Source organism: Janthinobacterium lividum, assembly GCF_034424625.1.
Lineage (GTDB): Bacteria > Pseudomonadota > Gammaproteobacteria > Burkholderiales > Burkholderiaceae_D > Janthinobacterium > Janthinobacterium lividum.
The window spans coordinates 1-20,863 of record NZ_CP139977.1 but is presented as its reverse complement, the minus strand read 5'-3'; the positions used below and the strand labels follow the sequence as shown (position 1 = coordinate 20,863).

The window sequence follows — 20,863 nt, the reverse complement described above, 5'->3', positions numbered from 1 at the left end:
CCAGGCTCCTAACAAGATCCACCGTTTTTTCATCTTTCAAGAACCAAGGATCATCTATGTCAAACCGTACTCATCACTCAAGAATTCTGTATATTCATGCAGCGTCGTCAAAGTTGAGGAGACGACGATCACTATAACAATAGAAAGTGTGGATATGATGGGAGCTAAAAAAATGAAAAAGAACAAGCCCGCTGGCAGTGGCTTGGATACGCTTGAAGTCACCAGGCGTTCAATTCGGGCCACCGGGATACGCACTGCCGTGCTCGTTGTCGTAGCTTTGGTTATTCTTGGGATTACTTATATCTTTGTTAACTTTGGAAAGCCGACTACAACAAATTTTATATCGGGGGACAACGGCACGGCTATTGGGCAGGCCAGGGATGTAACGATAAGTAATGGCCCAAAGGAAAGTGAATGATTCGTCACAATATAGCTGCGCTGGCCATCGCATTCTGGTGTGGACTCGCTTCTTGCGCTAATACGACTACAGTTTCCGGAAATAACCGAATGGCTTTTGGCCAGGCCCGGGATGTAACAATTAAGAATGACAATAGGTCTACAAACATTTTGCAAACGCAATATACGGTCTATAATCTGGCTGACGTTTCTAAACTGAACACCTTACAGCGGCACCAGAACGCACTCCTGATCGCCGAACATCCGACGAAATTGATTGTCGCATCTGCAAATTTCGTACAGTGGACATCAGACCCTGAGCTATTTCTAACCATCACGTTCAGCAATGTAAGCAAACTCCCCGCACTTAAGGTTGAATATGGATTTTCCGACCAAATGCACGTAGGCCCCTCAAGAGTTCCCCGATTCGTCGCAATAAAGCACAGTTCCACAGTGCCAAAAAACCGGAAGTTGGAATATCAAATTGATCCGACCGAAGAAATCCTTACTCCGCTCATCAGTATGTCCGATTTACGTAAACTCCTCAAACTGAAGAACGATTATTGCATTGTCATACCTCGCGTCTTAAACGAAGCAGGAAAATTTCCCAGTCTGCATTTCAAAGAAGGCGTCTCAAGCACAGCAATAGATTATGCTTTGCCGGTAGCCTACATATATCGGTCCATATTCGAACAAAAATACATTGTCAACGCTGTACTGTCAGTCATTGTCGCCCAGCGCGACACACTTATGCCACCTGGCCCAAGCGATGGCGATTCCTATCCGCGATGCCGCGACTAATTTCACAGCCTGCTACAGCTGGCCGACTGTTGCCGCTATGGTGCTCAGAAGCAGGAGCTCTGCAGCTAACTCGATGAGATATGCCATCCCTCGTCGTGCGTTCCTGCGAGGGATGGCCAGCTATTGTTTGAGCGAAGAATGAGTCTCTGCAGGACAGGGAGATAGACAGGCCAGCCCCGATCTCGTCGCTGGATAAGGCAGCTACGAGATCGCACACCAAGTGCTTGGCAGGACACCCAGGCCTCAGCATGATCATCGGTTCTTCTTTTTCAGGAATTATGGATCAGGAGAGTCTAAGCTAATGGTGGCGATTCAATCCCCGCTGGGAAGGCGGGAGCTGCATTCGGAGCCATGGCAACTGTGATGTGACAGGCGCCGCACCGCGGTGAGGAACGATCACGGCCACCGTAGGTTCGGGATTAAGATGACTGATCAGACGTGTTCAATCAACATGGCGACTCCATGACCGACGCCGCTGCACATTGGTACGCGGATCTAGCTTTCATCTCGTGTCCGAACGACATTACTAGTCGGAGGCTGAGTAGACACTTACGTCGGCGTGACAAAGTGAGTATTTCTTGCGTTTGCAAGATGTTACTCTGCACGGTTTTGGCGGCTCGCGCGAAAATTCGATATCCCATTGAGCTAGCCATCTACTCCACTGCAGCGTCACAAACCTAGGATAGCGATGCGCACCATTGAACTGGCCCTGGACCAATTTCCCACTATTCCCAATACTTTGCTTGATGCGGGAGGGGGGGTACTGAAGTCGCTAGAGGTCCCCTTGATGGACTTGTTCCGGCATTATTGGGCAGCCAAGTATGGCGATGATTTACCCAAATCAAGCAGTTTTGAGTACCTGAGTCAAATCACGTCAGGAACCGACTGGAGAACCAAGGGGCGCGGAATCGGCTCGGATACCGAATCGAAGCGTAATATATCGAATGAACTCGGCAAGGCTTTTGCGCGCTGGTTTATGTATACCCATGTCGGGTACACCTATTTTTGCCCTTTCAGCGATGCCATTACAAGAAGCAAAGATGGCGGGCCACGCTGGAGCCGGCGCACCAAAGGCGACCTGCCCGATTATGTGTGCGGAATCGATAGCCGCAGGGGTATCAGCCTGCTGGAGGCTAAAGGGCGGTACAGCTCCGTGACGTTTGCCACCAAAGAGTTCGAGTCTTTTCGAGAACAATTAGGCCGGGCCTGCCTACACGATGCGAATGGGGTCGAACTGGCTGTAAAGGGCTTTATCTGTGCTGCGCGCTGGGGAACCGAGAGTCAACCTCGGGTGAATTCAAAGCTGTGGGTTGAAGACCCGTGGACTGAAGGCCGGCGAACAGATAGTTATCCGGAGGAAATCGGTGTATCGATGGTGCTGGGGCATTATGCGGCGGTATATCAGAAACTTCAGTTGCCGGTGATTGCTGACAGCTTGCGATTCGCATTCCCGCTTCGAGCTGCAGCAGCAAGGCAGCGACGTGGAATCTGGCGTTGCAATGCTGGCCCGCTTGCGGGGCGAGAGTTTGTCGGCGGTATCATTCCTCCTACTGGCGTCATCGACGGCAGATTTATAATTCGCAATTATTGGGATGTCGATCCGTTTGTTCTTTCTCCGCCGCTTCAATTTTTCGGCATCGAGCGCAAACGGTTTCACATCATTGTCCGTGCGGCGGCGTTCCAAGGAAATACGGTAGAGCTGGACCTCGATGACATCTACATTCCCGAGAATCTTGGCGCGATCAGTTTGCTGCGCGATGGCACGGTGCTCGCACCGGCCGATTACTTTGATCGTACCGGTATCGTCGATGTGGATGAACTGATTTGATGATAAGGGCACGGCTAAAGACAGGCGGTGCTTGGACGGCGCTTATCACATGGTGGCCTCGACGCTCCTTATCCATACTAGGCGCATTGCATATTTTTGAGGAGGAGGCCACACACCCACCATTGGTTGCAGCTGCCTGGGTCTGCAGTAGCGTGGCGCGCGTGGGCGATTTCAGGGGAACGAAGCCGAGGGGCGCTGCCTTTAGCGATGTAGGTCAGGCGTTTTCCGTCTGTTTCCTCGAAGAAATGGTGCCGTCATATATATGTAGACCAACCGTCTCGGATGAGGAAAGAGTCCCCCGTTCTACGCTCCGAACATTCTTACTAAAGCCATTCCTCAATACTCCCCTGTAAATCGAAAGTGAGCGTATTGACGGATAGGTAATATCTAACGCTTCCTTAGCCCCATTGCTGAAAGATCCAAGATAAGAGGGCGTAACAGTTCGCGCGTGTCTTTCCCTCCTTGCGAAAGCACCTCCAGAAAATCCTCTTGGTTTGGTTGGCCTAAGGCTAACCGATAAATCATGCGTTGCTCCTTGATCTTCGCGAATTTCTCGGCGTCCCGCCCAAACGGACGTTCGAATATGTGCCTGACAATCTCGGCACCCTCCAATACCCACCAGGGAGACATGCCACTGCGGTCAGAATGTGGTTCTGCAAGTTCTTTGATGCGCCTCCAAGGTGAGGACTGGGACCTATTCGCCTTCAAAAATACTTTGCTCTTCAAGTTCTCTGCCAGCTTCCTACGCACGGCTAATCCGGCGTAACGCTGCACTCGTCCTTCTCTCTGCTCCAAATCTAATGGATTGGACGTGAGATCCCAATGCAGAATGCGCGAGCACCAAGGGTGGAAATCTAATCCTTCTTGGCCGACAGATGTGGTTGTTAACACGTGCGGCCAAAACGGACTATTGAAGCTCTGGCGGATCTCCTCCGGTCGAGTAGCGGCTTTTTGGGGGGCTCCGTTTTTATCAATAATTTCAGCGGACTCCGATTCTGTCCCCCCGAACGCCACGGCGGCATGACATCTGATTGGTACCTTGGCTGATTTTCCCTTGTCCAGCCCGTAAAAACTAAAGCTACCCGCGCGAAAGTTTAGTGCTTTGAGCAAGTCGTTAGCCAAGCCAGCTGGGCCAGAGTCCAAACTTTGTGTACGCAACCAAAAATGTTCGTCGAGCATACTTTCGAAGCCGCCCTCTATGACGGCAGTCATGACTTTGGCGACTGCATTTTCACCAGGTAAAGACGATAAAAATATAGGGTTATCTATGTAGTTTCGGAACCCCTGCCAGCACAGCTTGACGAGGTCAGCATAGCGGTTGGCGTGCAAAATTGTCGGGTCATGTCGCCATAGTGCTCGTCCCAACGCAACCCCTGGAGCAGAGAGGGCATACTCAACGAGATCGATAAGTTCAGCCTCGGAAATTGAGGTCATCGGCCCGAACTTGTCCCATTTATTGATCGCGCTCTTTGCGGCTTGATCATCGCCTATACAGCTCGACCACGCCGTCGCCGAAATATGTCCGAGTTTACACTTGCGCTCTAATGAACCGATGGTATGCGCAATGGAACGTCGGCGCCGAGCCAGCCTCCCGATTTCGATATGCTCGACATCGTGGGGGAGTGAAGACAATACTTGACGTCGTAATGCTTCCCGGATGGCCTTCAATGACTTACCTCCCGCCGTCAAAGGGTCAGTATTTTCTATTAACCAACGAGAAGGGTGGAATGCCATCATCACAGGGCCTGGTGAGCCCGATAATTTGAAATGTCGTTGCTTGTAAGCCTTTTTATAGCCCGCTTTCTTCGATAGGAATTTTGCCTCTACACCAAAGCTGAGCAGAGCGGCAACGCTTGGTGGAGTTACCCTGAATCGGCTAAACATTAGTAGCTTTGGAGCTCCATTATTTTGCTGCCATTCACTCGAAAGCGGCCACCAAGGCAGGGAAGGTGCAACCCAAGGGATTGCAAGTCTCTCGGACGGGACTATTTTGCTGAGCGCACGGAACTTTGCATCGGCCCATTCGCGTGGAGGCCTTAGAGAGTTTCGCACCTCTTCTGTCATCCTTTGTAGCTTCGCTGGCGGGTGGATAATTCGATTTTTCCAGGCGCTGTATTGCGGTCCTAGCGCCTGCGAAGGTAGGGGAATCGATGACCAGTAAGGAAGCGCTTCGTGCTTAACTTTTTCTTGGAAACTATTCGCTAAATATTTGTATACGCCGAAGTCCTCCTTTGTCGAGGTTGCCGTCAGAGGTTGGGTTTTAGCTTGTGTATTCCCAAGCTCGATACTGTCACGCTCCGTACGCGACATCATTGGGATGAGGAGGCTTCGCAACTTGTCTCGTAATTGTTCAGCATCGGCAACGCTCTGAAGCACAGCTGGTGTCACACTTCTGTGCGTCGCAATTTCTTTCAATTTTGATCCAAATTTTTCAAATAGCACCTGCGCGCGCTCCTTCTTGGCGGAGCCGCCAAGGAACTCAATTAGGTCTAGCAGTTCAGTGTGCGCCAATGCGGCACGGCCGTCGCCCCATTGCGTAGTGTGCATTCTATAAGGTGTCGCGCTGAGAAGAAGAACTGCCGGTGGGTTTTCGGTACTGTTTTTCCCGAACAGAACTTCGACTAATGGATCAGTTTTTCGAGCTGCTAGTAGACCGCTATATTTCTGAAACTCATCCAATATGACCAGGTCAGGAGGCTGATTTTGCAGCGTGGCCAAAGCTAAAGCACGACGAAGTTTGCCAATAAATTCTCTTGGCTTTCCCGTAGATAACGTCTGAAGGCGACTGGCTCCTTCTGGTCCGAATTCGACTTCTATGGCCTCTCTGAAGCGTGCCAACAGATTTGGTGGAGAGCTCTTTAGCGTTGTGTTACTTGAGGCGAGAAGACTTGCCCAGCTTTCCTTTTTAGCGGTCAGTATAAGTAACTCGGGTGGCAGCGTTTTGGCGATTTTTGGATACGCCTTATGGAGAAGTACTTGTAAAAATGCGCGTTCCTCTTTGCGTCCTCCAGTGAGGCGCGCGTTTGCGCCGGGGAACGACGTCGATGGCGTCAATGCGTATATGATGATTTTCGCCTTTGACTGTTTTGCGACAGCAATCAGCGAAAGTCTGTCAGGAGTCTTTACCGCACAGCTACGCTCTACGTCATCTAAGAATCCAACCACTCTCTCCTTGTTCTGATTTGAGACAGCCTGGCCGTTTGCTATGTAGTAGATCGTAAACTGCCCGGTGCTCTTTTGAGCCATAAGTTTGGCTACTTCCTTGGCAACCACTGTTTTTCCCAATCCGACCTCATCGGCGACTAGGAAGTTTCGCTTGCGTTTCTTTTCGAAAGCCTTCAATGCTGCATCCACAGCGGCTGCTTGAAACGGTTTAGGTGTGCTCAATGTTTTCTCTCTTCAGAAATTTTCATCCCAGTCCTTCCTGTATCATCTTCCAAAGTTTTGAGAACCTTTTCAGCTCATCAATTAACGTGACATTGGTTTGGTCTGACTGAGCCAAGATTGCGGGTAAAAAAGACTTTACTCGCCTGTCGATCTCGGCGAATTTTTTCGGATCCTTCGTCCACGCCGCCAAAATTTCCTCTAAGGCCGGAAAATGAATTGCCTCATTAGGCTCTCCTTTTACTGACCCAGATCCTTCTCCTTTTTTCCAGTCGGCTTCGTCGCCGTCATGGTTATCCAGAAGAGCCATCAGCCAAAGAAGAAAGCCCCGCATTCCAAGAAAACGGGCTAGCGCCTGCCTATCGCGTTCTAGTTCAAATGGCGGAATGGCCGGCGCCCTTTGTATCCAAGTTATACCTAGATCGCCTCGGCTCACCCGTAGTCGCACGAACTCTGTTAGTTCATCTTTTATCGCTGGGCCAAGATTGATAAATTTGTCGCCACGGGACCAAGTAAAAAGTGGGCCGGCGAGTGTCGCGACTTGCAAATGTATGTCCGACTCAGTTGGATGCGGTCCGGGATGATTGTGATCAGAATGGGTAAGGGTAAGGAAGTCGGCCTGAATGCTGAGCGTCGCCGCCCACTTCGCCGCAACCTGTGTTCTCGCCTGTTCGAGTTTTTCCTTCTCGAGCATTGTCGGATCTGGTATTCCTACAGATTTTGGCAACTCGACCAAGCTGGAAATTTGCATCAACGTCGTCATGCCACGCGCGATATCGTCGCTGACAGCTAGCTCTGCCACAACTTCGACGTTGCGACCTGCCCAGGCCCTCGATGTAGCGTTTGCGCTACCGATCCACATACGATTCTCTGTGTTGTTTTGGGCGAGAATCAGTTTCGCGTGCAATCCGAAATGAACATGCTCTTCCTCTCCTGGGCGCGTTGCGTCCTCTGGGTCGTCGTCCAGTTCTGCGTCTGAAACAGGATATTCAGGGGCTGCAAGTACTCGTAGCTCATTGAAGCCAGAAAGTGAAGGACCGAGACGCTCGATCTCTTGCATTGTCGTAACAAGAACACGGCATCGATTTTCTGCGTTTTCTAAACGCTGGCTGTCGAGAAAAGTCTTGTCAACAAAGGGACTCACAATCACAAGATGATTTGTGCCACTTTCTGGTTTTGTTAACTGGGCATTACCAAGTCCGTCCATCCAATGGATGCGGTTAACCTTTATACCTAAGGGAGACTTCCACTTGACTTTACTAACCTCGTCGGCCAGTCGAAGAGGAGCTATCTTCGGCAGGCCTGCCTGCTCAGCAATAGCAATGGCTAGCTGATGCACTCCATCTATAGCGGTGCCAGATTGTTCGTGAGACACCAGCAGCAATCCGAGTTCGAGATTTTCGCCCTCCGTAAGATTACGGCTGCCTAGCCAGAGTCGCCAACTTAGGGTCGCATCGGAATTACGATAACGAATCAGCGCGACTTTGGGATGCCAGCTCCCAAATGCTTCATCACGGGCTACCTCCCTAACGAATTGGTCCAGAATGCTGGCAATCTTTGGTGTTTTTTTAGATTTCGCCAAGCGACCGCGTTGGATCACTATCCTGACTTTTCCTCTTAATAGTTCAACTGCGTCTGCGAATTCTGCCGCATTACCACTACCCCCATCGTTGTCATTACCTGCCAGCGCAAGTAGCGCTGCACCGATCGAGCCAATGTCAGCGGAGTAAGAGGCCAAGAGCGCTACTTCTACTTTTTGCTCCTGAGTCGGATGCAAGCCTTCGAGGAACGATACGTAAGGCCACCCTAACGAAGTTTCTTTCATTGTGCGTCCGCCAGGTCATTCAGCAATGTGGACACTTGCGTCCATCGATAGTGCAGCGGTGTCGCAGTCGCATGTTCGTCTAGTGCCCATTCTCGTCGGCGCAATCGACCTTCATTGCTATCAGACAAACGTGCGCGAATTCCCTTCCTGGCTTCTGCAATTCGGTAAAACGAGAGCAGCTTCTCGGGAGCGTGTTTGCCTGCCACGATCCACTTTTGCGTCTCAAGTAAAACAGTCTTTAGCTGCTTAGGAAGCACCCCAACGTCTTGCTCCAGCTCGCCAATGTCGAGTTGTACAGCCGCGCTACCATATTTGCTCACGATCTCAGGAATATGATTGGTGTGCCTTGACGATAGCAGGGGGGATTGATCGTTAGAACTCAGCAGCTCTACTAAACCGTCGTATATGGCTCGACCGATGCCGGCAAGATAAGCTGCTTGTTCTGCTCGCCTCAGTACGGCGCTATTATTTGGATCAAGCGTAAAAACCTCTTCGCCCCACATGCTCGCGGGGGCAGGGGACTGTGTCTTCACCAAGAGAGCCAGTAGCGACAAGTCGTTACTGCCATCTAGACGCGGCAAAATTGAAAGCCTGTCTCGTAGAAAAGCTGCTTCTTTTTTCGTTAGTCGTGGAGTCAGCTCACCTTCAAACCAAGTTGCTGGCCGTTTGGGAAGGCGTATAAACGGGTGCTCTGCCAAAAGCAACGGCAGCCCATCGTCGTCCTTCGCTCCAGTAGCCGAGTTAAGCATTTTGTGAGCCTGCCTTCGTGAAATCTTTCGGTTGTTCGCGCCGTGTTTTAAGATTCCCCAGACGGAAAGTGCATTCCAATATATTGTCGACGGGGCCTGGCTAGCTGGTTTTGGGTAAACTCGCTTTCCTATGATACCTTCGCCCTTAAGCCTTCCCGCGAGTTGCCGCTCCCTCTCAATAAGTGCTTTCCTTGCTGCATCGCCGTTAAGCTTTGACAGATCTTCAAACAACCATGGCACCATTACTGCATAGCGTGCCCGGCTATGTAAAACCGATGTGCCAGGGAAAAAGTAGTCAGCATATCGCTGGTGTAGGGTTAGAAACCCTATTTCGTCTCGCACACCAACTGACTCTTCTTCCATCTGAGATTTTGCCCTAGCGAGGGCATCTCGGGATAAGTAGGACCAACCAAATGATGGATCTACTGTCTGATTCTTTTTCATATCTAGGTTACCTACGTTTATCAATAGAGTCGAGCGAATCCGGCAAGCACTAAATCATGAATTGCAGCTTATCTTGCTGGCCACTCCGACGGAATAAGTCGCTCCGTTCCGTCTTTCCGCCAGCGGTAGCGGACGGCATTTTTATATCGCTCATCATCAGTAAAGTACGCATGTTCAATTGGTGAGGCTCCACTCCTTACTGCGGATACAATCGAATCATGCAACACTTTAACTTAAATGCATCTTTGCAGAGCGGAAATGATGCGAAAGAGAACTCGAATCGATTGCGCCGCGACCCGCGGAACCCGGGATTAACGTTGAGGTTTAGCTACGGAAGCGTGCATGGAGAACTTCACCGAAGGCCAAGCAGCTTTTGCTAGCGCGCGGTAGGCGCTTGTGCAGGGTAGAGGATAGACAGCTCGGACCCGATCTCATCGCTGGATCAGGCAACTACGAGATCGCACGCCAGGCGCCGGGCAGGGCTTCCAGGGCACTAACACGATCCATCGATCTTTCATCTTCTGAGAACTATGGATCAGGAGAGTTTAAGCAACGGGAGGCAATTCATCCCTTCCAAAATGAGTATCAGCAACTGGATTGCGAACTAAACGGTGGTCACGAGACGCTACCTTAGCCGTAAAAAATAATCCCCTTGAAAATTCATCTTAACATTTTCTTCGGAGTCAAACATGAAAGTGATCTCTGGAAATTCAGTAAAACTATAGCGGCCTTTGGTGGCATTCAGTTCATTAACGAATTTTCGCTGCAACCATTCATTAATGCCGGTTTCTTGATTCCATTGCAAATCAGTGTTATTTTGATAAAAAAATAAAACCACAAGTTCTCTATCCCACTCCTCTGACGTAGTAATCAATTCAGTATTCTTGAAGCTTACTCCTTTCAAGCGAGCAGCTAGAATAACTTCGTTCAGCGCAAGCTCAATGGCAGAATACGGTGGATACGGATGCTTCATATTGCTCCAAACTACGACGATGGCAAGTTGCCAAATAAGAAAAATTGGAATGCGGCTCACTGCTGTATACCACACCTTACACGGTTCAGTCTCATTAACCAATATCGATGCCAAGACAAGATAGACTAAGAAGGCCTAAGAAAATCTCCGAATATATCGCCAGCAGATAAGTATCCAGGCAATCGAGAGAAACGTTTGGTGGATATCAGCACGACGGGTAATCCCCCATTTTTAGAGCGCTCTAAAAGTAGAGGTTAAGCGACCACGGCAAGCTTCTGTTTTTGGCGTGATACCGTCAGGTGCCATGTCGCGCCGGCCGTGATCGCAACTCCACCGCCAGCGCGCAAAGCCCCCGATCTGCCTGAGCGCACGAAACAGATGACGGGCTAGTTTATCGTAGCCAACTGTACCGCTATAGCGCGCAAAAGCAGGCGCTCTGCTGTTGCCTCTGCCAGCTATGCCATCCTTCGCCGGCAGTCATATGTAGGGAAGGTCAGCTTTTGCTTGAGCGCGGCAAGAGTCTCTACAGGGCAGGGAGGATACCTGTCATCCGAGGCCTTCGCCACATCGGCGAATGACTGGGAGTTGATCGGCCGACCGCGTTGCACGATCTGCTCGGCAACACGGCCGATCCGCATGGGTGACGCAACATTTACCGAAGCAGTCTCAGGGGAATAGTTAACAGCCGGCCACGCCGGCGCCGTGGCCCTGATCTACCATCTGTCGGCGCCGCCGCAAGGTCGACTAGCAACTGCGCAAATGGTCGCGATGTAGGCGGCATCAAGTTCATCAGTTGGTTGATGCCGGCAGCCGGGCAAGAAGGTGCGCCAAAAGTGGGGGTTGCACCGCGCCATTCTCGACCAGGGATGGGGCGAGTTCAGGCAGCAACTCGCCTACAAGATGGAATGGAACGGCAGCACGTTGCTGGCCGCGCCACCGTACCACACCAGCCAGATTTGCCCGGACAAGGGGATAGGAGGGACGGGAACGGCGCGTACGTCACCGATTCAACAACAAGCTACACCCAATCCTACAAAAAAAACCAATTTCAAGCGACTTGCAAGCCTTTAGTGAACCCAAGCGGATCATCCTTGAAGTTGCTATGCTTCACCCGAAAAAATAACGATTACATAGCTTGATTAGTAGTGCCATAATCGGCTAGAGGCGGCCAGGGTGCTTTAGACATCGCAAGCCTGGGTACAATTATCAGAAAATCTTTGCAGTTAGGCGCTGCAGATCACAACAATTCAATCACATGACCGAGATATACATAAGCACAGACGTTGAGACTGACGGGCCAATCCCAGGTCCTCATTCCATGTTGAGCTTCGGCTCAGCCGCATATACACCAGACAAGAAGCTCGTCTCAACTTTCTCCGCGAACCTTGAAACGCTGGATGGCGCATCGCCTCATCCAAAGACAGCCGACTGGTGGGCCACGCAGCCAGAAGCGTGGGCTGCGTGCAGAGGCGAATTACAGAAGCCCGAAAGTGCCATGCGAGCCTACGTTGATTGGATCAAGTCGCTTAAGGGAAAGCCTGTATTCGTCGCCTATCCGGCAGGCTTCGACTTCTTATTCGTGTATTGGTATCTCATTCGCTTCGTCGGCGAGAGTCCATTCAGCCATTCAGCACTGGACATGAAATCTTATGCAATGGCAATTCTGAAGACTGAGTATCGCGAGAGCACGAAGCGCAACATGCCCAAACAGTGGTTCGACAATTTTCCCCACACGCACGTTGCACTTGATGATGCGATTGAGCAAGGAGCACTGTTCTGCAACATGCTTAGGGCAAATCATGCAGAAATCGGCACCTAATCCGTCAATCGAGAGTAAGTAGATACCGCAGATTGATTTGGTCAGACCCGAACACTGGTGAAGGGCGCAAGCCCTATTCTTGGCAGTCAATTAGCTGGGGAAGCTTGAAGATTTTCGAAGTAGCCGGAAAAGTTGCAGAATGCAGTGTGTCTATCCCATCCAATGGTCATTGAGGAAGAAAAAATCTCGGTTGCGCCAATGCAACCCGGTCGACAGTTGCGTCGACGGTGGAACCTCTACGCAAAAATCCGTGCGACATCACCTCTGAAGGGGGATAATACGCACATTTGACTTCTCGGTCGTAGCCGCTTATCAAAAGACACGATTTTAGCGAATATGAGCCAACCCAATTACGAAACCTAAAATGACTGACGATAACTTGTCTGCGATACCGGCCGATTATTCTCTTGGGAATAGACAGAACATTACTGACCACTACGTCGCCAAAAACATTGCGGACGAGGCCGTTACATTCAAATTTAAGAACTTCACCCGCCTCAACGCGAGCAAAATTACATTCAAGAACGTGTCGTTCGAACATAGCGTATTTGACGGCTGCTATTTTAAAAACTGCGTTTTTGACTCCTGCGATTTCACGGGGTGCCGATTTATCGGATCTAACCTGCATCAGTCGAGTTTTCCCGGTTGCAAATTTGACTATGCGACCTTCGAGCGTTGTCAAATTGACTCTGATATTCTGACTGCTTGGAACCCCAGCCGGCAGAACCTCAAGATGCGTTTTGCGCGCTCATTGCGTATGAACTTCCAACAAGTTGGCGATGCAAAAGCGGTGAATGAGGCAATCACACAAGAACTTGATGCTACCTCACGTCATCTACTTGAGTCCTGGCAATCTGAGGATGAGTTTTACCGTAAGAAGTACCCTGGCTTTCTGCGCGTCCGCCAGTTTTTGGCCTGGGTTGAGTTCTGGGTGCTTCATTTTGTTTGGGGGAATGGTGAGAGTATTTCCAAGCTGCTGCGGACGATCATTATTGTGATGATGATCATTGCTGCCTACGATGCAAATGCTTCCAGCGGCTCGGCCACGATCCTGGAGTACTGGGAGAGTCTAAAGGCCGCTCCGGCAATATTCCTCGGGACACTTTCTCGTCCATCCCACACGATCGCAGCCGCGTCGGCGATCACTGCTGCAAAGCTTATTGCGTTATCGTTGCTCACCGCGCTCCTAGTCAAGCGCTTTGGCCGCCGATGAACATGCACTTTTACGCGTTTGGCTCGATTTGCCGGGGTGAAGTTGATAAGTCATCAGATGTCGACCTCCTTGCCTGCATCACTGGGCCCAATTCTGACATTGATACTGAAAAGTTCTCGGTATATCAGCATGATCGATTGCGCAACTTATGGGCAGAGGGAAATCCGTTTGCTTGGCACCTCCATTTGGAATCTAAGCTCCTGTTTTCGTCAGATGGTATAGACTTCATCGCGTCGCTGGGAGCTCCAGCAGCCTACACGGCTGGAGCGGAGGACTGCGAAAAGTTCGCTAACCTTTTTTCTGATTCGTTTAATCAACTATCGAAAACTCGAGTGAACGCCACTTTCAATCTGTCTTGTATGTTCCTAGGTATTAGAAACTTTGCCACCTGCTATTCGATCTGGCGTGGCCATCCCGTTTTTTCAAGGAGATCCCCCTTGTTGATCAATGTACCGCTAAGCGTGGACGCAGAAGCATTTGGCGTCCTCACGCGCGCGCGAGTGCTGTCAACGCGTGGGATAGGCCTTGCGCTGTCAGACGAAGAGGTTATGCTTGTACTCAGGGCGGTTCCTTCCATCCAAACCTGGATACGTCAACTACTCGCAGAGGTAAGAGGATGACTGAATTTAACAATCGCATTGTCGCTCAGCGAGAAGTGCTTCTCGCTGTGAACAGCGCACTTTGGCGCGAGGAACTCTACGGAATGTCTAGTGGAGCACTCGACCGCTGGGTGCAAGCCAACAGACTCAATCGAAGCTCTAAATTGGTCGGTCTGCTACTAGAGGTCGCTGGTAAGCTTTTTTTTCTTGCCAACAAGAGCCAAGAGCAGGTAACAGCTGAATACCGACTTCATTCCTCTGAAGTTTCCGAACTTACTGAAGCAATTCGACTTGAGGTTCAGCAATTAAGAGTTCTCGGTACCGATACGGACAAAACCTAAAAGAACTTCGGTCTAGTTAGTTGGATTGACTTGGTCAATCTGTGCGGACTCACCTACTCGGCACTTGGCAGTCCAGTGCAGCTGGACTGGTATAGTCGTTCGAATTTACGCTACGTGGGGTAATCCGCCCATTTTTTACACGCTCTAGAAGTAGAGGTTAAGCGGCCATGGCAAGCATCTGTTTTGAAGTGATACCGTCAGATGCCATGTCGCGCCGGCCGTGATGCCAAGTCCACCGCCAGCGTGCAAAGTTCTCGATCTTATCCCGCGCTTCAAGCAGATGACGGGCTAGTTTATCGTAGCCAACTGTGCCGCTATAGCGCGCAAAAGCAGGCGCTCAGCTGCTGCCTCGGTCAGCTAAGCCATCCTTCGCCGGCAGTGATAGGTAGGGGAGGTCAACTTTTTCTTGCGCGCGGTAGGAGTCTCTGCAGGGCAGGGGGAGGTAGACTAAACAGACCCGATCTTGGCGTTGGAGCAGGCAGCTACGAGATCGCGCACCAGGTGCCTGGCCGGACACCCAGGCTCAAACGCGATCCATCGGTTTTATATCTTTCAAGAACCATGGATCAGGAGAGTCTAAGTTACCGGTGGCGATTCAGGCTGTCCATTCGCCTGTGAAAAAGATGCGGCGAAATTTCGGGAATGGCTTCGTTTTGGTAAGACTCTCGGTTCCGCTTCCAGGATTTTCAGAAGGGTAGCTAATGGTAACGCCAACGTCATCTCGGATGAGCACCTTTTACTGTACCTGAGGTGAACGAACTGCGACATGCTCATCCACCTCTGAGTGGTGCTGACTAGCTAGCTGTTTTGCGCTCTGATGGAATGGCGCTTTTTGCGGCTTGCATTGCGCAGGCGAAACATGTCACCCAGGCTACTAACGCCCATCCCAGTTAGTCCTAGTGTTGGCACCTCACTCCAGCGCTCAAGAAGGGCCTCATGAGGGAGCTTCATACCTATCGCTCGAAAGCACCAGGTCATGATACGTTCAACATCTTCGAAGTCTTTGTCGGACATCGCGACCAAGTGAGGCCAAAGCGAACAAAGTCCATAGTTCCAACTGATCATTGGGGGCAACGTGATCTGGCCGCATCGAAAAGCCCTCCGCAACGCTGCGAATGCGGGGGATTTTAGAAAGCAGAATTCCGAATACTCGCTTTGCGAATAGGACGCATAGCGTCCGAAGGTTTTTGGCGCGAAAGGAATTCCGAAGTGGTACGACAGCGCCTGCGCATCCTCATCGGAAAAGAATTCCAGTGTGTGTGCTCGATAGTGGCCATAACGGGTCACTACCCACCCATCCCTAGGGTAGTCCCCATGACCATCACGCATGTTCACACCCCTGACGAAAACCTGGAATAGGCCTAGGTCAGAGGTGCGCGAATCATCTTCGAATTCACAGTATGGACGATCCTCGATGTAAAGATTTGGCCCATGCTTTGACACCCTCAGCGACCAGGTGCTTTTACCGATACGAATCCTATAGATCGTTTGCATTAATCTTGGACAAGGCAGTATTTCGGCCGCACCGATAGCTGAGGTGAGGGCCTCAGATTTTACAAGACACTGGAGCCTGTGAAGATCTTCGATATTGTTTTGACGGACTAAGCTTTCCAATGCCCTCATGTAGCTAACTTGGTTGGTATTAGCGAGGAGCATCGCTTGTTTCTTGAGGCAAGCAAGTAACTCAGAGTATGGACTTTTTTTCATGCAACTTCTCCAAACGCGCGCTTCCCGGCGTCCACCTTAACGAGAGCTGCGTTGGAAAAGGTAAGTGAAGGACTTCACTGTGTGTTTGCCGTTGGTGGACTGGCGGGCCCATACAAGCCGACCAAAATCATATCACAGCCCTTTAGATATTCGCTATTAGCACAAAGAACAAAACATGGTTGAAGCTTCGCCGGAGGTCCTTTGGCAAGTCTATAGGTAATCCCCCCCCCCATTTTTAGAGCGCCCTAAAAGTAGAGGTTAAGCGACCATGGCAAGCTTCTGTTGTGGCGTGATACCGTCAGGTGCCATGTCGCGTCAGCCGTGATCGCAACTCCACCGCCAGCGCGCAAAGTCCCCGATCTGGCCGAGCGCTCAAAGCAGAAGACGGGCTAGTTTATCGTAGCCAACTGTGCCGCTATCGAGCGTAAAAGCAGGCGCTCCGCTGCTGCCTCGATCGGATAAACGATCCTTCGCCGGCAGCTATGGCTAGGGACGGCCGGCTTTTGCTAGCGCGCGGCATGAGTGTCTGCAGGGCAGGGCGGCTAGACAGGCCAGCCCCGATCTTGTCGTTGGATCCGGCTGCTACGAGATCGCACACCAGGAGCCTGGCAGGGCACCTAGGCTCCTGCAGGTAGCAAAGGCTGAATCAGCGCCCACAGGTCGTCAGGAAGAAGGGCTTTGGCCATGGTGGGCTCCCGAAAACGATGTCAGGCGGGCTTGACCAGCTTCGGGGCCGTTTGTTTCTCTGGACGACGTTTTGCTAGGCGTTCTTAGTTTCGTTCAGGAATACTAGATATTATTCCATCTATATTTACGCCAGAAGCAGCAGACGCACACTTTAACAGTTGCTTTAGGCCCGCTTTTTTTCGCCTAACATCCCGAAAGACTTCGTTTAATGCAGGCACCGTCCAATCGGGATTTTTTAGTTGAGCCGGAGCAAGAACTACGGGGCGCCAAAATTCGATAAATTCAGCTGCAAGTTGAAATTCTATATCGCTCGATTTCATGGCAATAATAGCACGCATCGATACTAATGCAAGTAGCGCTTGGGCGGCAGTTAATGCGTCTGCTCGGCTCCCTCCGCTCTTAAGAATAACCATTGCCGCCCCGGCACGCGTGGCAAGCGCTGCATTTTCGTCCACTAAAGTCTCTCCCGCCATTTTCGGAGTTTTTTTGAATTGTTTCATAACTTCTGTAAGAGCTACAGAGGACGCTTTTGTGTCAATCAGGTTTTCTTTAGAGTTGCACAGTTTAATGAAATCTTGAATTTCGATTTTTTTTAATAGAAGCGGCAAGATGAGATGACCAATAACCAAACTTTCCTCACTGTATGAGAGGGTAGAGTATGGACTTTGCGAACGCATAGCTTCAGATGCATCGACGAATTTCGCAAGATATTCAAAATATGAAGCTTTGATACCCTGCCTAAGCTGAAGTACCAGCATATTGTTTGTCGCTAAAAATGTAATTTGCGGGTTGATGAGAGATAAAGTTTTGATTTGATATAGCGAATTTTTATTTTCCGTATGCACGTATAGATAGGATGTATGGACTTCAAGCTTGAAAATCGCTAATCGAAATTTCTGCAGCTTATCAGTCTTTTGCATATTTAATTCAGGGTTGCTGCTAAATCCGGATTTTAGCGTGAAGGATTCTCCTGTCGGGGTTGATGGAGCATCGCCACGAATTTGAATTGCGGCGGCTGCTAACACTCGCAAGGTTGCTTCCCAGCGCGCATCTCCGTCAAGCGACGCAGCTTGGGGAAGTTCTTCTTCGCACTGGCGCATCAGTTCTACAGCTTTATCGAGTAACCCCGCTTTACTGTGTGCCAGAGCTGCCTCAGCGTACAACGAGCTCCTGGTTGGTAGCGGAGTGCCGACGGGAAGGCATCGAGCTCCAGCCTCAAAATACGCAGCTGCCTGTTCCCAATTTTTAATCTCTGCTGCCGCAATACCTGCTCGACGATAGGCGAATGGGTCTATGACCTTTTTTTGAAAAAGTATATCTATGTTACGCCATACGATTACCACATTGTCGTACTGTTTGCTGTGGAAATAACAGTTCGCACGCTGTTCTTCTAAGATAACAGATGCACCAAAGTCTTTGGTAGCAGCATCTAAAATTTGGAGCGCAATGAACTGCTCATTTTTATACTCTGATTCGATTAGAGAAATTGCTTTGGCTATCTCAATGCCGAAATTCCTCATACCTCGGTTTTTCGATAGTTGCCAAGCCGAATAGAACACATCGAGTAAATCTACCCAAGTTACATTTTTTTTGCTGTAATTAACCCAAGCACTGTGAACAAATGCTCCGCAATGCTGTGAAATTGGCCATCCAATGATTTCGTCGAATTGCAATACAAGCGTATCTTCTTCCACTTCAAGCCATGATACCAAGTCGACAAATGTTTCTATACTGGTAGAGATATTTTGTTTCAAGGCTAAAAAAATCTGAAAAGGCGTGCTGTCATTTGGGATTTCACCAAAATTTTTGTCGCTGAGGAGGTTTGATTTTATATCTAAACTAATGGGAGAATCGCCATTTTCAAATAGCTTTGCACTTTTTGCCACCAATTTCATTGGAACATGTATTTGTGCAGTCAACACCGTCACGTGAAGTATTTGCGACATTCGCACCTGTAGTTCCTCAATAGAGGATTCTAACTCATACCACCAAAGAGAGAGGATTTTTTCAATATTCTCGTTTTCCTCATGCGCAGCCATCTGAAATTGCAAATTTCGGAGAAACAGAGCGGCCAGCTTTTGTTCTGGAAATATACTTTTTCCAATCTCATGACCTATGCTAGAAAGCCAAGTTAAATTACGAAAAACTAACACTTTCAAACTAGAATCTTTGATTGCAAGCGTATTAACGACTGCTTGGGTTAATCGCTCGCCATCCTTGCAAATATATCCATGAAATATAAGGCCGGAACCCTCTATTGGGGTTATGCTATTTTGCTGAGATATGGCGTCAAATAATCTCTTATGAGCAAGGCGAAATTTTCCCTCACTCCAATTAACTCCTGCTTCAGCTTTTATGAGTGGTGTTACTCGAAGCCGACCACCGGTTGCTGCCTCTAGCCATTTACCTTCAAGGCGGGAAACTAAATCACCGGCTGATGAGATACCTGGAAATAAATCTCCAAGATTTAATAGTATTGTCCTTGATGGAGAGAAGTTCAACTCGGCCGCAGTATAGACAAACTCTACCTCATCTCCATTCGCATTAAGTGACTCCGATAGTAATGCTCTTGCAATATATCTTTCGTTTTGCAAAGCCTGTGAGGTTCCCAAAAAATCGTCAGCTGTGGGTTGAAGCCATCCCTTAACACAAAGCTCGTTCAATCGAACTTGTACTAACTTTGCGTGGCCTGATGTTTGCATTTCAACTATAGCGCCCCATTGCGTGGCACGCGAGGCGTCACAACCTAACTCGATTGCTTCTACTTCAATGTCTTTGAGTGACATTGATTTTACTTCCACCGTCTCAGCGTTGAGTGCGTTGAACTGCGCATCTACCGCTTCCGAACTGCCGCGCGCGGTTAGAAGAAGTGATTTTCCAAGATTGTTAGCTTTGAATATTAGTTTTTGTAGAGCACGCGAGTAGATTGCTTGCTGACTTGGGTTGGTGTTTATATCATCAAAAACTATAAGATTCGGGAAGTCTGGCTTCTCAATGAATAGCGAAAAGAAATTGAAAATTTCACGAATCTGTCCGGCGGGACGATCAGCTAAATCAACCCAGAAAGCATTCCGATCGAGTGCATTTGCAACGATGCTCGCGATTGTAGTTTTGCCTTGGTGGACAGTGCCAGTTAGCAATACCGGGATGTATGCGTCTAGTTTTGATTTGACGGACGCGGTGAGGCTTTTTCGGAGTAACGTAGGCGCAGGAAGGATAGGCACGGATTCAACCAGCATGGCAATAGTTAGTGCACTGCCGTGTAGGTTTAGATGGGTCGCCATCCCGAGAATAGATGCGGATGCGTGTAAGGGGAGAGTTACAGTGATAGTTGCAGCTTTTTGCAACTCAGTTAAAAGTGATTTTTTTGTAAGTATTCGTTCTGACAAGTCATTTTTTCGAAGTTGTTCCCAACAATAGCCGTGAAGTTGTGCGCGGATTTGTTCCAGACTTGCTTTTGGATAATCATGCTCATAAATTTTCTTTAGAGCTATTTGAATTTTATCTAAAACGATTTCGCTAACGATATCAATGCCGGGCTGACTGGTTAGCCATGTAAACCTCAAAAATAATTTTGACTGAAGTTGTTGAGGATCTTCTGATTTTAAAAATTCCAGCAACGATTGGGGTGCGGAAATTCCCATAGCCAAATATTTCGCAAGGTGTAATGCGTGCTCTTGATTATGTTTGGCTGTATCCCAAAAATTTATTCCACTAATTCCGCCAAAATTTGCATTATTCTCAAGGGTAACTTCAGACGTAGTCAGATAAAGGTATTTGATATCACGGCCATGTTGCTCTCGTTGCAATAAATTCCAAAAATTTACTATTGCCTCTCTTGCATAGGAGGTATTTAAGGAAATTTTTGCCTGAGTATGCCTAATTTGTACTGTTTCGGCGGAGTGCTCTTCGACGTTATCCAAGTCCTCAGCGCCTTCCATGAAGAGCACGGCATTATCAGAAAGATCGAACCACTGACTCATTGCTACCCATACTTGGTAGTCATATCCGGTGAGGGCTGGAATAGCTTCTCTCTTCTTATTTCTGGGGAGGGTCGGCTGCCCTGATGCGTTTTGTGTGTTAGTCACGGTTGACAT

General features: G+C 49.4%; 13 protein-coding genes. 7 read left to right on the top strand and 6 right to left on the bottom strand.

The genetic code is table 11. From position 1 onward, the window contains the following. Positions 1 to 154 precede the first annotated feature (154 nt). The 3 genes from U0004_RS28585 to U0004_RS28575 all read left to right on the top strand — a co-directional run bounded on the left by U0004_RS28585 (position 155) and on the right by U0004_RS28575 (position 3,025). Complete coding sequence (locus U0004_RS28585) at positions 155 to 418, top strand: hypothetical protein (RefSeq protein WP_139144079.1); 264 nt, start codon at positions 155 to 157, stop codon at positions 416 to 418. Then, a complete protein-coding gene (locus tag U0004_RS28580; RefSeq protein WP_139144080.1) occupies positions 415 to 1,197 on the top strand; it encodes a hypothetical protein in 783 nt (260 codons plus the stop codon). Before U0004_RS28585 ends, U0004_RS28580 begins: the two co-directional genes overlap by 4 nt. A 688-nt stretch (positions 1,198 to 1,885) precedes the next feature. Continuing rightward, positions 1,886 to 3,025, top strand: coding sequence for a hypothetical protein (locus U0004_RS28575; RefSeq protein ID WP_070254244.1), 1,140 nt, complete (start codon positions 1,886 to 1,888; stop codon positions 3,023 to 3,025). Between the two features lie 387 nt (positions 3,026 to 3,412). Here the strand turns inward: U0004_RS28575 and U0004_RS28570 are convergent, their stop codons facing one another. From U0004_RS28570 to U0004_RS28555, 4 genes are all read right to left on the bottom strand, one after another. After that, the gene (locus tag U0004_RS28570) at positions 3,413 to 6,412 is read right to left on the bottom strand and encodes a DEAD/DEAH box helicase family protein (RefSeq protein WP_071653625.1); all 3,000 of its coding nucleotides are present in this window, start codon (positions 6,410 to 6,412) and stop codon (positions 3,413 to 3,415) included. 22 nt (positions 6,413 to 6,434) lie between these two features. Beyond that, positions 6,435 to 8,234 (bottom strand): phospholipase D family protein, encoded by a 1,800-nt coding sequence (locus U0004_RS28565; RefSeq protein ID WP_070254245.1) that lies wholly within the window; start codon positions 8,232 to 8,234, stop codon positions 6,435 to 6,437. Further along, complete coding sequence (locus U0004_RS28560) at positions 8,231 to 9,427, bottom strand: DUF6361 family protein (protein ID WP_070254246.1); 1,197 nt, start codon at positions 9,425 to 9,427, stop codon at positions 8,231 to 8,233. Before U0004_RS28560 ends, U0004_RS28565 begins: the two co-directional genes overlap by 4 nt. 625 nt (positions 9,428 to 10,052) lie before the next feature. Then, the gene (locus U0004_RS28555) at positions 10,053 to 10,460 is read right to left on the bottom strand and encodes a hypothetical protein (RefSeq protein ID WP_070254247.1); all 408 of its coding nucleotides are present in this window, start codon (positions 10,458 to 10,460) and stop codon (positions 10,053 to 10,055) included. Positions 10,461 to 11,222: 762 nt separating this feature from the next. Here U0004_RS28555 and U0004_RS28550 point away from each other — a divergent pair. The 4 genes from U0004_RS28550 (at position 11,223) to U0004_RS28535 (ending at position 14,372) form a co-directional block, all read left to right on the top strand. Then, positions 11,223 to 11,471: a zinc ribbon domain-containing protein gene (locus U0004_RS28550; protein WP_327076264.1), complete on the top strand. Its 249-nt coding sequence runs from the start codon at positions 11,223 to 11,225 to the stop codon at positions 11,469 to 11,471. 184 nt (positions 11,472 to 11,655) lie between these two features. Further along, positions 11,656 to 12,219: a 3'-5' exonuclease family protein gene (locus U0004_RS28545; protein WP_070254248.1), complete on the top strand. Its 564-nt coding sequence runs from the start codon at positions 11,656 to 11,658 to the stop codon at positions 12,217 to 12,219. A 364-nt stretch (positions 12,220 to 12,583) separates the two neighbouring features. After that, entirely contained in the window at positions 12,584 to 13,432 is an 849-nt protein-coding gene (locus U0004_RS28540) for a pentapeptide repeat-containing protein (protein ID WP_070254249.1), read from the top strand. Positions 13,433 to 14,048: 616 nt separating this feature from the next. Further along, positions 14,049 to 14,372: a hypothetical protein gene (locus U0004_RS28535; protein ID WP_071653628.1), complete on the top strand. Its 324-nt coding sequence runs from the start codon at positions 14,049 to 14,051 to the stop codon at positions 14,370 to 14,372. 798 nt (positions 14,373 to 15,170) lie between these two features. Here U0004_RS28535 and U0004_RS28530 read toward each other — a convergent pair. Both U0004_RS28530 and U0004_RS28525 read right to left on the bottom strand, forming a co-directional pair. Continuing rightward, positions 15,171 to 16,079 (bottom strand): hypothetical protein, encoded by a 909-nt coding sequence (locus U0004_RS28530; protein ID WP_070254250.1) that lies wholly within the window; start codon positions 16,077 to 16,079, stop codon positions 15,171 to 15,173. A 770-nt stretch (positions 16,080 to 16,849) separates the two neighbouring features. After that, complete coding sequence (locus U0004_RS28525; protein WP_139144081.1) at positions 16,850 to 20,854, bottom strand: tetratricopeptide repeat protein; 4,005 nt, start codon at positions 20,852 to 20,854, stop codon at positions 16,850 to 16,852. Positions 20,855 to 20,863 lie beyond the last annotated feature (9 nt).